The following is a 14,227-nucleotide window of genomic DNA, read 5'->3' as shown; positions in this document are numbered from 1 at the left end:
CCGGGCGCCATCCGCCGTGCCTCCGTGCGCCGCCCTCGCGGGAAGGGCGGCGAACCGTGCGCCTGCACAGGAGTACCGCGATGACCACCGACAGCCCCGACACCCTGGCCGCCATGCCGCCAACCGCCTCCACCGCACCTGCGAAGACGACGAGCGACGGCTTCGCGCTGACGCCGCCGGCCGCGAACCTGACCATGACCGTGACCAAGCGCAACGGTCGCCGCGAACCGGTCGACCTCAACAAGATCGTGCGCGCGGTGACCCGCTGCAGCGAGGATCTCTACTCGGTCGACCCGATGCGGGTCGCGACCCGCACCATCTCCGGGCTCTACGACGGCGCCACCACCCGCGAGCTGGACGAGCTGTCGATCCGCACCGCCGCCCTGCTGACCGCCGAGGAGCCCGAGTACGGCCGCCTCGCCGCCCGCCTGCTGGCCGGGGTGATCGAGAAGGAGGTCGCCGCGCTCGACATCAACGCGTTTTCGCAGTCGGTGCAGCGCGGCCACGAGCTTGGCGTGATCAACGACCGCCTGCTCGGCTTCGTGCAGGCGAACGCACGCAAGCTCAACGACGCGATCGACAACACGCTCAACAACCGGTTCGACTACTTCGGCCTGCGCACGCTGTACGACCGCTACCTGCTGCGCCACCCGACCGCGCGCACGGTGATCGAGACCCCGCAGCAGTTCTTCCTGCGCATCGCCTGCGCGCTCAGCGAGGACGTCGGCGACGCGCTGGCGCTGTACCGGCGGATGGCGCAGCTGGACTACGTGCCCTCCTCACCGACCCTGTTCAACGCCGGCACCACCCACGAACAGCTGTCGAGCTGCTTCCTGCTCGACTCGCCCGAGGACTCGCTGGAAGGCATCTACAAGCGCTACATGGACGTGGCCAAGCTCTCCAAGTTCAGCGGCGGCATCGGCCTGAGCTACACCCGCATCCGCTCGCACGGTTCGCTGATCCGCAGCACCAATGGCCTGAGCAACGGCATCGTGCCGTGGCTGAAGACGCTCGACGCCTCGGTCGCCGCGGTCAACCAGGGCGGCAAGCGCAAGGGCGCGGCGTGCGTGTACCTCGAACCCTGGCATGCCGACGTCGAGGAGTTCCTGGAACTGCGCGACAACACCGGCGACGAGGCGCGGCGCACCCACAACCTCAACCTCGCCAACTGGATCCCGGACGAGTTCATGCGCCGGGTCGAGGCCGACGCGGAGTGGTCGCTGTTCGATCCGGCCCGGGTGCCTCAGCTGACGGACCTGTGGGGCGACGCCTTCGACACCGCCTACCGCGCCGCCGAGGCAGCCGGGCTGGCGACGAAGCAGGTCAAGGCGCGCGAGTTGTACGCGCGGATGATGCGCACCCTCGCCCAGACCGGCAACGGCTGGATGAACTTCAAGGACAAGTCCAACCGTGCCTGCAACCAGACCCTGCGCGAAGGCAACGTGGTCCACCTGTCGAACCTGTGCACCGAGATCCTCGAGGTCACCTCGCAGGACGAGACCGCGGTCTGCAACCTCGGTTCGATCAACCTCTCCCACCATGTTGAGTTGTTCGAAGAGGGGCCGGTGCATGGCCAGGCCGGGACATTCGATTTCGGGAAGCTGAGCGAGACGGTACGGCTCGCGATACGCCAGCTCGACCGCGTGATCGACCTGAATTTCTACCCGATCGAGACCGCGCGCCGCGCCAACCTGAAGTGGCGGCCGGTCGGGCTCGGGGTGATGGGCCTGCAGGACGTGTTCTTCAAGCTGAGGCTTCCGTTCGATTCCGAACCGGCACGCGCACTGTCGATGCAGATCGCCGAGCACATCTATTTCCACGCGCTGTCGGCATCGAACGAGCTGGCAATGGAACGCGGCAGGCATCCCGGCTTCGAGGACACCCGCGCCTCGCGCGGCGAGCTGCAGTTCGAGGCCTGGGGCGTCGGACCTTCCGCATCGCTGGAGTGGGACGCGCTGCGGGCGCGGATCGGGGAGCATGGCCTGCGCAACTCGTTGCTGATCGCGATCGCTCCGACCGCGACGATCGCGTCCATCGCCGGTTGCTACGAGTGCATCGAGCCGCAGGTATCGAACCTGTTCAAGCGCGAGACGCTGTCGGGCGACTTCATCGTGGTCAATCGCTACCTCGTGGAAGAGCTGAAGAAGCTGGGCCAGTGGACGCCGGAACTGCGCGACCGGATCAAGATGGCCGAGGGCTCGATCCAGGGCATCGACGCGATCCCCGAAGCGCTGCGCGCGGTCTACCGCACCGCCTGGGAACTGCCGATGCGCTCGTTGATCGACATGGCGGCGGACCGTGGCGCCTTCATCGACCAGAGCCAGTCGCTGAACCTGTTCATCGAGAGTCCGAACATCGGCCAGCTGTCGTCGATGTACATGTACGCGTGGAAGAAGGGGCTGAAGACCACCTACTACCTGCGCTCGCGGCCTGCCACGAAGATCGCCAAGTCGACCGTGAGCAGCGTCGCGCCGGCTGCCGCCGTCGCCTGTTCGCTGGAGAACCCCGAATCCTGCGAGGCCTGCCAATGAGCACCGACAGCCACCTCCTCGACCCCGGCTTTGACCTCACCCTGCGACCGATGCGCTATCCGCGCTTCTACGAGATGTACCGCGACGCGATCCGCAACACCTGGACCGTCGAGGAAGTCGACTTCTCGCTCGATGTCAACGACCTGCGCCAGAAGTTCGGCCCGGCCGAACGGCACCTGATCGAACGGCTGGTGGCGTTCTTCGCCACCGGTGATTCGATCGTCGCCAACAACCTGGTGCTGAACCTCTACCAGCACATCAACGCGCCCGAGGCGCGCATGTACCTGTCGCGCCAGCTGTACGAGGAGGCGCTGCACGTGCAGTTCTACCTGACCCTGCTCGACACCTACCTGCCGGATCCGGTCGCGCGTGCGAAGGCCTTCGCCGCGGTGGAGAACATTCCGTCGATCCGCGCCAAGGCCGAGTTCTGCTTCAGGTGGATGGATTCGATCCAGGACCTGCGACGGATCGAGACGCCCGGGCAGCGCCGCCAGTTCCTGCTCAACCTGATCTGCTTCGCCTGCTGCATCGAAGGCCTGTTCTTCTTCGCCGCGTTCGCCTATGTCTACTACCTGCGTTCACGCGGGCTGCTGCACGGGCTGGCCTCGGGCACCAACTGGGTGTTCCGCGACGAAAGCTGCCACATGGCGTTCGCATTCGAGGTCATCGACACCGTGCGCAAGGAAGAGCCCGGGCTGTTCGACGAAGAACTGAAACAGCGCGTCGTTACGATGCTGGAGGAAGCGGTGGATTGCGAGATGCAGTTCGCGCAGGACGTGCTGTCGGGCGGCGTGGTCGGCCTGTCGCTGAAGGACATGCGCCAGTACCTGGAGTACTGCGCGGACCAGCGACTGGGACAGCTCGGACTGCCAAAGCGGTTCGGCGCCGTCAATCCGTTCGGCTTCATGGATCTGCAGGACGTGCAGGAGGTCACCAACTTCTTCGAGCGGCGCGTGTCCGCATATCAGGTCGGCGTCAGCGGCGAGGTCGCCTTCGATGCGGCGTTCTGAGCGTTCCGCGTCGCCACCCGTGTTCGCCGGGACGCGGTCCACGCGGTGGACGGAGCCATCGCCGGCACGGACGCACCGGTAAGGATGCCGCGCAGGGATGCATCGGGGGACGAAGGAGACTCCCTGTTCCAAGCAGCGTGAACGGCGGCACGGACGCCGCCACTTCGCGCCGCTCCCCCGAGTGGACGCGGAGGTCGGGGTCCTGCCGGCCGGCGCTGTCTGCGTCCACGATTCTGCACGCCGCCTGCGGGGTCCACGGGACGATCTCCCTCTTCCGACCACGCAGCTGTCCGGCCTCGTCGCCGGCGGGCGCCGCGACCCGGTTGCCGTCGTTCGCGGCAGCGGCACGCGATTCGCGACCCTCGTCACAGAGCCCCGCTGGCGACGCCGGACACGGGAAAACGCGGCCGCGCAGGCGATTGCCCCGTCTCATCGCGCGCGGTAGCGTACGGCCATCAATACTCCGAGCGCGCCCGCACCCTTGGTCTCTCCCGGACAATCGTGGTCCCTGCGCCGGCGGTTCACCCAGCTGCTTCTCTTTGCCGCGCTGGTGCCGGCGCTGTTGTTCAGCGGGGTCATGCTCTGGCAGCAGTACCAGTCCGAGCATCGCTCGCTCGGCGAGCAGACCGGCCTGTCCGCCAGCCTGACCGCCTCGTCGATCGACGACTTCATCCACAGCCGGCTCGCCGGCATGGCCATGCTTGCGCAGAACCGCGGAAACGGCAGCGACGACTGGTCGGCCGACCTGGACAGCCTGCTCGCCGCCTACCCGGGCCTGATCAGCGCATTGGTGACCGATCGCGACGGGCGCATCATCGCCCACGCCCCGTCGACGGTCGTCATGCAGAGGGACGACGCGCCACGGAGCGTCGCCGACCGCGAGTATTTCCGGAATCCCGAACGCCACCTGCGGCCGTACGTCTCCAACGCATTCCAGGGCCGGGCGCTGGGCGAGGATCCGCTGGTCGCGATTTCCGCCCCGATCATCCGCAACGGCGACTTCAACGGCATCGTCGAAGCGTCGATCCACGTCGAGACCTTCGTCGACCAGCGCGGCGACGTGTTCCGTTCGCGCGGCTACGAGATGCTGCTGCTCGACCGCCGCGGGCGGATCATCCATGCCACCGAGGGTTTGCCTTACCGGTTCCTCGACATCGTCGACGATCCCCGCCTTACCCTGCAGGGGGAGGTCCCGCTGCATCTGGCTCGGACGAGCTTCGAACGGCGCATCCTTGGCGACGGCAATGCATTCGTGTCGCGCTCGCGGATGCGCAGCGGCTGGACCCTCGTCCTGCTGGCGCCCGACCGCCAGCTGCTGGAGACGATCAGTCGCAACACCCTCGTTCTCGTCGCGCTGCTGATCCTGATCAGCCTGGGCGTGCTGGCCGCAACCTGGGCGCAGTTGCGGGCGTTGGCCTCGGGCACCGGCCGTCTGCTCGACGCACTGCGCAACTTCGCAGTCGGCGCTCCGGTCGACCGCGACGGCACCGACCGCATGCCGATGGAGCTGCAGCCGGTCGCCGACGCGGTCAGCGAGCTCTCTGACCGGCTGAGTCGCGCCTACGGCGAACTCAACGCCTCGCTCGACGAACAACGCAGGCTGGCGGCCTCGCTGCAGACCGTGATCGAAGAACGCGACGACGAGATCGCCGCACGCACCGCCGATCTGCGGCAGGCGGTCGAAGAGCTGGAGCGGGTCGCCAGCATCGACGCGCTGACCGGCGCGCTGAACGTGCGCGGCTTCCGTCGCGCGGTCAACGCGCTGGTCGAAGAGCCGGAATACGACGACACCTCGATCGCCGCGCTGATCGTCGACGTCGACCACTTCAAGGCCTACAACGACCGCTACGGCCATCCGGCCGGCGACACCGTGCTCAAGCGGGTGGTCGGCATCATGACCAGCCTGTTGCGCGGCCCGGGCGACGTGCTGGCCCGGGTCGGCGGCGAGGAGTTCGCGATCCTGCTGTGCGATGCCGACGAAGGGATCGCGACCGAGGTCGCCCAGCGGCTGAGCAGCAACGTGCGCAACACCGGCATCCCGCATGCCGACGGCATCCACGGCGTGGTCACGATCAGCATCGGCGTCGCCGTGCAGCCGTCGCCGCAGTTCATGGACCGGCTGCTGTCGCAGGCCGACGAGGCGTTGTACCGGGCCAAACGCAACGGGCGCGACCGGGTCGGCGTCTAGGGCATCCCCTTTCCCCGACCGGATCGCGCCCGCGATGGGTCGCTCAGCGGCGCACGGTCAGCCCGCGACGACCTTGGCCATCTCCAGGCACTTGTTGGAGTAGCCCCACTCGTTGTCGTACCAGCTGACCAGCTTGACGAAGGTGCCGTCCAGCGCGATGCCGGCCTCGGCATCGAAGATCGAGGTGCGCGCATCACCGCGGAAGTCGGTCGCCACGACTTTGTCCTCGGTGTAGCCGAGGATGCCCTTCAGTGCGCCTTCGGACTGCGCCTTCATCTCGGCACAGATCTCGGCATAGCTGGCGTCCTTCTCGAGCTCGACGGTCAGGTCGACCACCGACACGTCCGAGGTCGGCACGCGGAACGCCATGCCGGTGAGCTTCTTGTTGAGCTCGGGGATCACCACACCGACCGCCTTGGCCGCGCCCGTCGAGGACGGGATGATGTTCTCGAGGATGCCGCGTCCGCCGCGCCAGTCCTTGTTGGACGGGCCGTCGACGGTCTTCTGGGTTGCGGTGGCGGCGTGCACGGTGGTCATCAGGCCGCGCTTGATGCCCCACTTGTCGTTGATCACCTTGGCCAGCGGCGCCAGGCAGTTGGTGGTGCACGAGGCATTGGAGATGATCGCCTCGCCCTTGTAGGTCGCATGGTTGACGCCGTAGACGAACATCGGAGTGTCGTCCTTCGACGGTGCCGACATGATCACCTTCTTCGCGCCGGCATCGATGTGCTTCTGCGCGGTTTCCTTGGTCAGGAACAGACCGGTCGACTCGATGACGACGTCGGCGCCGACCTCGTCCCACTTCAGGTTGGCCGGGTCGCGCTCGGCGGTCAGGCGGATCTTGCGTCCATTGACGATCAGGTCGCTGCCCTCGACCGAAACCTCGCCCTGGAAGCGGCCGTGCACGGAGTCGTAGCGCAGCATGTAGGCCAGGTAGTCGGGCTCGAGCAGGTCGTTGATGGCGACGATCTCGATCTCGCCGGCGAAGTTCTGCACGGCCGAACGCAGCACGTTGCGTCCGATGCGGCCGAAGCCGTTGATGCCTACCTTGATGGTCATTGCTGGGAGCTCCTGCGACCGCGCACGGGCGCGGCGAATGGGTGGACGGAGCCCCATATTCTAGCAGCCCGTTCTCGCAGCCCGTCCCGCGCGGCCCGTCCCGCACCCCGGCCGCGGCCCCCGCGCGGACGGCGTCTGCCTTGACTCGCGACCGGCACCATCCCGCCACGCTCCGGCGGACGGTTCGCACCTTCGAGGCCAGGAGCTTTTCCAGCCGGGTTCACGGATTTGAGCTCGGTCAAGTCGCGACACTGGCGAAGGCGGATAGTGGCGCCAACCCAACTGGAAAGGAGTCTTGCCCATGCGTATGCACCCGATCACCTGCACCCTCGCCCTGGCCGTCGCGACCTTCGCGACGCCGGTCCTGGCCCAGTCCCAGGGCGAGTGGACCCTTGGCGTGGGTGCCCACGTCGTCGACCCCAAGTCCGACAACGGCAGCCTCGCCGGCGGCACCCTGGACGTCGAGGTCGACGACAACGTCCGTCCGACCATCACCTTCGAGTATTTCCTGCGCGACAACCTCGGCATCGAGGTGCTCGCGTCGCTGCCGTTCGAACACGACATCGCGATAGACGGACTGGGCACGGTCGGCAGCACCCGCCACCTGCCACCGACGGTCTCGCTGCAGTACCACTTCAATGGCGGCGGCACGGTGCGTCCGTTCGTCGGCGCCGGCGTGAACTACACGACCTTCTTCAGCGAGGACACCCGCGGCGCCCTCGCCGGGAGCGATCTCGAGCTGGACGGCTCCTGGGGCGCGGCCGCCCACGCCGGCATCGACTTCGACGTCGGCGAGCGCGGCGCGATCCGGGTCGACGCCCGCTGGATCGACATCGATACCGACGTCAGGCTGGACGGTGCCGACCTGGGCACGGTCGACATCGATCCCTTCATCTACGGCGTCGCCTACGTGTTCCGGTTCTGAGGTCTCCGTCCCGCCGGCACGCCGGGGTTTGCCGGCGTGCCGGCGTCGACCGAAGCGTCGCGGGTGACGCGGCACGGGCCGGGCGCAAGGACGGGAGCGCTGCGATTCGCCCCTCTCTCACCGACAGTCCGGAACCCGGGAAATGTCCGGAGCGCTTCCGAAGACGCCGCCTTGCGCACATGTCCTGTCGCCCGCGGTGCACTAGAGTAGCGCGCATGACCCTGCGCACCGTTCTGGTCGCCGCCGTCCTGGCCGCGACCCTCGTCCTGCCCGTTCCCGCCCATGCCTGGGGCCCGCTCGGCCACCGCCTGGTGGCCGAGCTCGCCTGGGACGGAATGACGCCGCAAGCCCGGGCCGAAGCGCGACGGCTGCTCGCCGGGGAAGCCGAACCCAGCCTGGCCGGCATCGCCAACTGGGCCGACGAGCTGCGCGCCCACGACCCCGATCTCGGCCGTCGCAGCGCGCGCTGGCACTACGTCAACATCGCTCCGGAAGATGGCGCCGGGAACGGTTGCCGCTACGACCCCGCACGCGACTGTCCGCGCGGCGACTGCGTGGTCGCGGCGATCGACGCGCAGTTGGCGATCCTCGCCGATCACGGCCGGCCGCGGGCTGCGCGCCTGCAGGCGCTGAAATTCGTCGTCCACTTCGTCGGCGACGTCCACCAGCCGCTGCACGCCGGTCGCGCCGACGACCGCGGCGGCAATACCCATCAGATCAACGTCGATGGCCGCGGCAGCAACCTGCATGCGCTGTGGGACAGCGGCCTGCTGGCCGGCGCCGGTCTCGACGAAGCAGGCTGGCTCGCCCGCCTGCGGCAATCGCCGGCGCCCGCATCCGCCGACGCGCACGCGGCGCCCGGGGGGCCGGCCGCCTGGGCCGAAGCTTCCTGCAGGATCGTCGAGAGTCCCGGCTTCTATCCGCCGAAGGGCTCGCTGGACCCGGCCTATGCCGGGCGCTGGCAGCCGGTCGCCGAACGGCAGCTGCGCCTGGGCGGGCAGCACCTGGCCAAGGTCCTCAACGCCGCGCTCGGCGGCTGAGCCTACGCCGCCTGGCGCCGTCTATTCGGCCGACAATCCCAACTGCTGGCGGACCTGCGCTTCGGCACCCGTAAGCCCGGCGGCCTTGCCCAGTTCCAGCGCCTGTTCCGCGGGCAACCCGCCCTGGGCGGCACCGAGCGCGATCAACCCGCCGACCCGGTTGCCGGACGCGCAATGCACCAGCACCGTGCCGTTCGCGTCCTCCAGCAGCGCGCGCAGCGCCGCGGCGTTGTCGCCGTTGATGCCGGCCGCGCCGGCCACCGGGATCGCGTGGTAGCGCATGCCCGCGGCGGCGACCTCGGCCGCCACGTCGCGCCCGGCGAGCTCTTCGGCAGTACGCAGATTGATCACGGTGGTGACGCCCTGCGCCTTCAGCCCGCGCCAGGCCGATGCATCGGGCTGGCCGCCGGTGATCAGTCCGGGACGCGGCCTGCGCAGCTGGGGCACGTCGAAACGGAGAGCGGGGTCGTGGGACATGGCGGTTGCGGTCCTCGTCATCGGAACGGCGGGTGGGATCGGAGTCGCGCAGGCGGTCAGCCCGGCGGCGAGAAAGAAAACCGGCGGCATCGCGGCGCGCCACCCTCGCAAGGGCGTCATGGCGCGTCTCCCTCGCAGTAGATGCGATGGAGGGCGGCCATCACCTGCTGCGCCGGTCCGGGCTGCAGCGAATAGAACACCTGTACTCCGTCGCGGCGGGTGGCGACGATGCCGGCCTCGCGCAGCACCGCCAGATGCTGGGACAGCGCCGACTGCGACAGCGACAGACGCGCGTGCAGCGCGCCGACGCCGAGTTCTCCCGCGACCAGGTGGCACAGGATCATCAGGCGCTGCGGATTGCCGAGCGTCTTCAGCAACGCCGAGGCGTCGGCGGCGTGGACCTGCATCCGGGCGGCATCGATGCCTGCCGGATGCGCGCGGTGGACGGTGTTCAAGGCAGCACTCCGTTCTTGGAAGGGACAGCCATCGCCCGCATTATATTCAATATTGCTAAATAAGCAATATCTAATACAATGCCGTATCCGGATTGGAGAGAACGCCATGTCCCCGCAGGTCCATCCCTTCTTCCATGCCGATACCAACACCTGGAGTTACGTCATCCACGCGCCGGACGCGCGCGCGGCCGCGGTGATCGACCCGGTGCTGGACTTCGACCCCAAGGCGGGCCGCACCTCGACCACGTCCGCCCAGGCGCTGGTCGACTTCGTCCGCGAACGCAGCCTGGACGTACGCTGGATCCTCGAGACCCACGCCCACGCCGACCACCTCAGCGCCGGTCACTGGCTGAAGTCGCGGTGGCCGGACGCGACGCTGGCGATCGGCGAAGGCATCCGCACGGTGCAGAAGACCTTCCGTCCCATCTTCAATCTCGGCGAGCACTTCCCGGTCGACGGCTCGCAGTTCGACCGTCTGTTCGCCGATGGCGACCGCTTCGAGGTCGGACCGCTGGCCGCACAGGTGATCGCGGTGCCCGGCCACACCAGCGACAGCAATGCCTTCCTGATCGGCGATGCGCTGTTCGTCGGCGACTCGCTGTTCATGCCCGACGGCGGCACTGCCCGCTGCGACTTCCCCGGCGGCGACGCTCGCACGCTGTACCGCTCGATCCGGCGCCTGTTCGACACCCTGCCCGGGCAGACCCGCGTGTTCGTCTGCCACGACTACGGTCCCGGCGGCCGCGAGGTCGCGTGCGAGACCACCCTGGACGCGGAGAAGCGCGACAACGTCCACGTCGGCGCCGGCCTGGACGAGGACGCGTTCGTCACCCTGCGCGAGGCGCGCGACAGGACCCTGGCGATGCCGACCCTGATCCTGCCCGCGATCCAGGTGAACATCCGTGCCGGCGAGCTGCCGGCGCCGGAGGGCAACGGCGTGCGATACCTGAAACTTCCCCTCGACCAGTTCTGAGAGTCCGATCGATGTCCACCGAATTCACCCCCGTCTCCGCCCTCGCCGGCGGCGCGTTGATCGGCCTCGCCGCGACCTGGCTGCTGGCCGCACTCGGCCGCATCGCAGGAGTCAGCGGCGTGCTCAACAATGCGATCGAATCCGGCGAGGGACGCGGCTGGCGGCTGGCGTTCCTCATCGGACTGGTGCTGGGCGCGGGCGCGTGGTTCGCATTCACCGGCGCGACGCCACGCAGCGGCTTTCCGCCGCCCCTGCTGATCGCGGGCGGTCTGCTGGTCGGCTTCGGTACCCGCCTCGGCAACGGCTGCACCAGCGGCCATGGCATCTGCGGACTCGCGCGGCTGTCGCGACGCTCGCTGGTGGCGGTGGCGATCTTCATGACGGCCGGCGCCGCCACCGTGTTCGTGGTCCGCCACCTGTTCGGAATGCCGGCTTGAAGCGGGCGGCGCATGCGGCGATCGCCGGCCTGCTGTTCGGCCTGGGACTGGCGATGTCCGGAATGACCAATCCGGACAAGGTACTGAACTTCCTCGACTTCGCCGGCCAATGGGACGCGTCGCTGGCGCTGGTGATGGGCGGCGCACTCGCGGTGGCGCTGCCCGGCTACCGCTGGGTACGCCACCGCGATCACGCGGTCTGCGGCAACCCGCTGTCCGTCGCCGGCATCGACCTCCGCCTGCTCGGCGGCAGCGCGCTGTTCGGTATCGGCTGGGGGCTGGCCGGCTACTGCCCCGGCCCGGCGCTGGCCGGCCTTGCCCACGGCTCGATCGATGCGGTTGTATTCGTGGCCGCGATGCTGGCAGGCTCGCGGCTGGCCCGCCCCCTGGCATCGCAGATTTGAGCGAAACCGAACTGATCCTCGCCCTGCTGTTGCTGGGCGTCGCCACGTTGTACTCCTCGGTCGGCCATGCCGGCGCCAGCGGCTATATCGCGGTGATGGCCCTGCTGGGCCTGGCGCCCGAGCAGATCCGCCCCACCGCACTGACGCTGAACCTGCTGGTCGGCGGCATCGGCCTGCTGCGCTTCTGGCGCGACGGGCACGTGCGCTGGCGCAACGTGCTGCCGTTCGTGCTGGCCTCCGCGCCCGCCGCCTTCCTCGCCGCGCAGGTGAAGCTGCCGAAGGAAAGCTATTCGATCCTGCTGGGCATCGTACTGCTGGTCGCCGCGGTCGGCGTGTTCCGTCATGCCGGCCGAGCCGAAGAGGAGGATGCCGCCACCACCGGTCAGCGGGTGCCGTGGCTGCCCGGCCTGCTGGTCGGCGCCGGCATCGGCACGCTGTCCGGACTGACCGGCACCGGCGGCGCGATTTTCCTCACCCCGCTGCTGCTGTTCGCCCATTGGATGCCGACCCGCGAGGCCAGCGGTACATCGGTCGCCTTCGTCTGGATCAATTCGCTGACCGCGTTGGCCGGACTGTTGCACGCCACCGGCACCTTGCCGACCGCACTGCCGCTATGGCTGGGCGCGGTCGCCGTCGGTGCGCTGATCGGCACCCAGCTCGGCCTGCGCTGGTTGCCGGTCAACATGCTCCGCCGCATGCTCGGCTTGGTGCTGCTGATCGCGGCGGCCAAGCTGTTCTTCGCCTGAGGAGGCCGGCAGCGCGGTCCTTCGAGCCGGCCTGGCCGCAGGTTCAGCCCGGAGCCGGTCCGTCCGCGGGCGTACCGTCCGCCACCGGCGGGTCGAAGCGCACCGGCACACGCAGCCGCGAAGGAACCGCCTCGCCGTTCCTGATCTCGGGATCGAATCGCCACTTGTATGCGGCTTCGATCGATGCGGCATCGAACACCCCCGCCGGCTCCGACCGTTCCACCTGCACCAGGGTCGGCTTGCCGGCTGCGTCGACGTCGACCAGCAGCACCACGCTGCCGCCGACGCCACCGGCCGCTGCAGCAGCCGGATAGGCCGGAGGGTTCTGGATGCGCGTATCGTCCACCGCCTGCGCGTCGGCACGCCGCACCACCAGGCCCAGCTCCAGCCCCTTGACCAGCCGGTCGTCGGTGCGTTCGCCGACCGTGATGCCGGCATCCTCGCCCTCCCTGACCACCAGGTTCGGCGCCGCCTGCAGCTGTCCGTCGCGCAGGATCCGGGTGGCGACCGTGTAGGTGCCGGCGTCGGCCGGGGTGATCGTCAGCGCGACCTCCCAGCGTTGACCCTCGTGGTCGTAGTCGAACACCTGCTCGCGGCCCGGCGTGAACCGCCCGGACGACGCCATCGGTCTGGAATCGTCGATGCGCACGCTCAAGCCGACCACGTGCCCATCGACTGCGTTCCCGTCCTTTGCGGCGATCGAACCGCTGTCCTGCAACGCGGCACGCCCAGGCTGCGCGGCCCATGCCGCAGCGCCGGTCGCGACGGCAAGGGCGGTGATCACGACGATACCGGCCGCGATGCGCGGGCCTGACTTCGGAGTCAGCTTCAACATCTCGATTCTCTCCCTGAGTGGATGACTGAAACCCCAGTGGCAGCCGAGCGGCAACGGCTGAGCGGCCAGCTGGGTATGAAGCATCGCCTCGCCATAGGCGCGACGGCGATGCGGATAGCGCGCGACCACGGCGGCGTCGCAGGCCAGCTCCTGGTCGTGGCGAAAGCGACGGGCGGCGGCATGGACCAGCGGGTTGAACCAGAACAGGCAGCGCAGCAGCGCGACGACAGCGTTGACATGCAGATCGCCACGACGGATATGGGTCCGCTCGTGCAGCTGCATCAACGCGCGTTGCGTACTCGTGTAGCGGCTATCGAAATCGGCCGGTACCACGATCCGCGGCCGCAGCAGTCCGACCACCGCCGGCAGGCCGGCGCATGCGCTCGCCTGCCAGCTGCCGTCCAGACGACGCTGCAGCGTCCCGAGCCCGCGCAGGAACCCACGCTGCTGCATCGCCAGCCGCATCGTGGCCAACAGCACTCCCAATCCCCAGACGGCGGCAGCGCCGTCCGCCGCACTCACGGCCGGGCGGAACACCGTGACGGCCGCGGTGGCGGCGGGGATGGCGTGCAGGGTCGCGACCGGCAACGGCGCAGCCTCGGGAGCCGGCAGCAGCACCGCAAGCACGGCCGCAGGCACCAGCAGCCACGCGGCATGGGCCAACCCTGGGCCGAACATCCTGCGCAGGTAGCGCCGCGACGCCAGCACGACGAGGATCGCGGCACTGCCCGCCAGTGTGGTCTCCAGCAACAGGTCGAGCAGCTCAGCGCTGGTCATCGTCCAGCTCCTCCAGCAATGCCCGCAGCTCCCGGATGTCCTTGGCGCTGAGCCTGCGCTGCCGGCTGAAGTGCGCGACCAGCGGCGCGACGCGCCCGTCGAACAGGCGATCGAGCAGGCCCTCGCTCTCGCCCTGCACCCAGTCCTCCCGCTTCAGCACCGGTGAGTACAGGTAACGCCGGCCGTCCTTCTCGGCCGCGATGGCCCCCTTCTTGAGCAACCGGTTGAGCAGGGTCTTGATCGTGGGCTCCTGCCACTGCTGGCGGTTGCCCAGCGCCTCGACCACGTCCTCCGCAGCCAGCGGCGATCGCCGCCAGAGCACATCCATCACTACCGATTCCGCATCGCTGATCCGCATCGCTTCACCATT

At 68.8% G+C, this 14,227-nt stretch carries 14 protein-coding genes; 9 read left to right on the top strand and 5 right to left on the bottom strand.

What is annotated here, in order from left to right; all coding sequences use genetic code 11:
• Window positions 1–113 precede the first annotated feature (113 nt).
• From L3V18_RS16420 to L3V18_RS16410, 3 genes are all read left to right on the top strand, one after another.
• Window positions 114–2,531, top strand: a complete 2,418-nt coding sequence (locus tag L3V18_RS16420) for a ribonucleoside-diphosphate reductase subunit alpha (RefSeq protein ID WP_425493553.1) — start codon at window positions 114–116, stop codon at window positions 2,529–2,531.
• A complete protein-coding gene (locus L3V18_RS16415) occupies window positions 2,528–3,541 on the top strand; it encodes a ribonucleotide-diphosphate reductase subunit beta (protein ID WP_237056345.1) in 1,014 nt (337 codons plus the stop codon). The genes L3V18_RS16420 and L3V18_RS16415 overlap by 4 nt, the downstream gene beginning before the upstream one ends.
• Window positions 3,542–4,022: 481 nt before the next feature.
• Window positions 4,023–5,729 carry a sensor domain-containing diguanylate cyclase gene (locus L3V18_RS16410; RefSeq protein ID WP_237056344.1) on the top strand — a complete coding sequence of 569 codons (1,707 nt, stop codon included), beginning with the start codon at window positions 4,023–4,025 and terminating at the stop codon, window positions 5,727–5,729.
• Window positions 5,730–5,786: 57 nt separating this feature from the next.
• Here L3V18_RS16410 and gap read toward each other — a convergent pair whose 3' ends face one another.
• Window positions 5,787–6,788: a type I glyceraldehyde-3-phosphate dehydrogenase gene (gene gap, locus L3V18_RS16405; RefSeq protein WP_237056343.1), complete on the bottom strand. Its 1,002-nt coding sequence runs from the start codon at window positions 6,786–6,788 to the stop codon at window positions 5,787–5,789.
• 301 nt (window positions 6,789–7,089) lie between these two features.
• On the opposite strand from gap, the gene L3V18_RS16400 reads away from it, so the two are divergent.
• Both L3V18_RS16400 and L3V18_RS16395 read left to right on the top strand, forming a co-directional pair.
• Window positions 7,090–7,713 carry an OmpW/AlkL family protein gene (locus L3V18_RS16400; RefSeq protein WP_425493550.1) on the top strand — a complete coding sequence of 208 codons (624 nt, stop codon included), beginning with the start codon at window positions 7,090–7,092 and terminating at the stop codon, window positions 7,711–7,713.
• A 215-nt stretch (window positions 7,714–7,928) separates the two neighbouring features.
• The gene (locus tag L3V18_RS16395) at window positions 7,929–8,753 is read left to right on the top strand and encodes a S1/P1 nuclease (protein WP_237056342.1); all 825 of its coding nucleotides are present in this window, start codon (window positions 7,929–7,931) and stop codon (window positions 8,751–8,753) included.
• Window positions 8,754–8,774: 21 nt separating this feature from the next.
• Here the strand turns inward: L3V18_RS16395 and L3V18_RS16390 are convergent, their stop codons facing one another.
• Together L3V18_RS16390 and L3V18_RS16385 are read right to left on the bottom strand one after the other, a co-directional pair.
• A complete protein-coding gene (locus tag L3V18_RS16390; protein WP_237056341.1) occupies window positions 8,775–9,230 on the bottom strand; it encodes a protein tyrosine phosphatase family protein in 456 nt (151 codons plus the stop codon).
• 116 nt (window positions 9,231–9,346) lie between these two features.
• Window positions 9,347–9,637 (bottom strand): ArsR/SmtB family transcription factor, encoded by a 291-nt coding sequence (locus L3V18_RS16385; protein ID WP_237056430.1) that lies wholly within the window; start codon window positions 9,635–9,637, stop codon window positions 9,347–9,349.
• Window positions 9,638–9,791: 154 nt separating this feature from the next.
• Here L3V18_RS16385 and L3V18_RS16380 point away from each other — a divergent pair, with 154 nt between their 5' ends.
• Genes L3V18_RS16380 through L3V18_RS16365 form a run of 4 tightly spaced genes read left to right on the top strand, consistent with a single transcriptional unit; the run spans window position 9,792 to window position 12,245 of the window.
• Complete coding sequence (locus L3V18_RS16380; RefSeq protein WP_237056340.1) at window positions 9,792–10,658, top strand: MBL fold metallo-hydrolase; 867 nt, start codon at window positions 9,792–9,794, stop codon at window positions 10,656–10,658.
• Between the two features lie 11 nt (window positions 10,659–10,669).
• Window positions 10,670–11,095 (top strand): YeeE/YedE family protein, encoded by a 426-nt coding sequence (locus L3V18_RS16375; RefSeq protein WP_237056337.1) that lies wholly within the window; start codon window positions 10,670–10,672, stop codon window positions 11,093–11,095.
• Window positions 11,092–11,499 (top strand): DUF6691 family protein, encoded by a 408-nt coding sequence (locus tag L3V18_RS16370; RefSeq protein ID WP_237056335.1) that lies wholly within the window; start codon window positions 11,092–11,094, stop codon window positions 11,497–11,499. Before L3V18_RS16375 ends, L3V18_RS16370 begins: the two co-directional genes overlap by 4 nt.
• Window positions 11,496–12,245 carry a sulfite exporter TauE/SafE family protein gene (locus tag L3V18_RS16365; protein ID WP_237056333.1) on the top strand — a complete coding sequence of 250 codons (750 nt, stop codon included), beginning with the start codon at window positions 11,496–11,498 and terminating at the stop codon, window positions 12,243–12,245. The genes L3V18_RS16370 and L3V18_RS16365 overlap by 4 nt, the downstream gene beginning before the upstream one ends.
• Before the next feature lie 43 nt (window positions 12,246–12,288).
• On the opposite strand, the gene L3V18_RS16360 is transcribed toward L3V18_RS16365, so the two are convergent.
• The gene (locus L3V18_RS16360) at window positions 12,289–13,857 is read right to left on the bottom strand and encodes a TonB family protein (protein ID WP_237056331.1); all 1,569 of its coding nucleotides are present in this window, start codon (window positions 13,855–13,857) and stop codon (window positions 12,289–12,291) included.
• Window positions 13,844–14,215 (bottom strand): BlaI/MecI/CopY family transcriptional regulator, encoded by a 372-nt coding sequence (locus tag L3V18_RS16355; protein ID WP_237056329.1) that lies wholly within the window; start codon window positions 14,213–14,215, stop codon window positions 13,844–13,846. The genes L3V18_RS16360 and L3V18_RS16355 overlap by 14 nt, the downstream gene beginning before the upstream one ends.
• Window positions 14,216–14,227: the final 12 nt, after the last annotated feature.

This window comes from Marilutibacter chinensis (genome assembly GCF_021725675.1).
Lineage (GTDB): Bacteria > Pseudomonadota > Gammaproteobacteria > Xanthomonadales > Xanthomonadaceae > Marilutibacter > Marilutibacter chinensis.
This window is presented reverse-complemented; position numbering and strand designations above follow the sequence as displayed.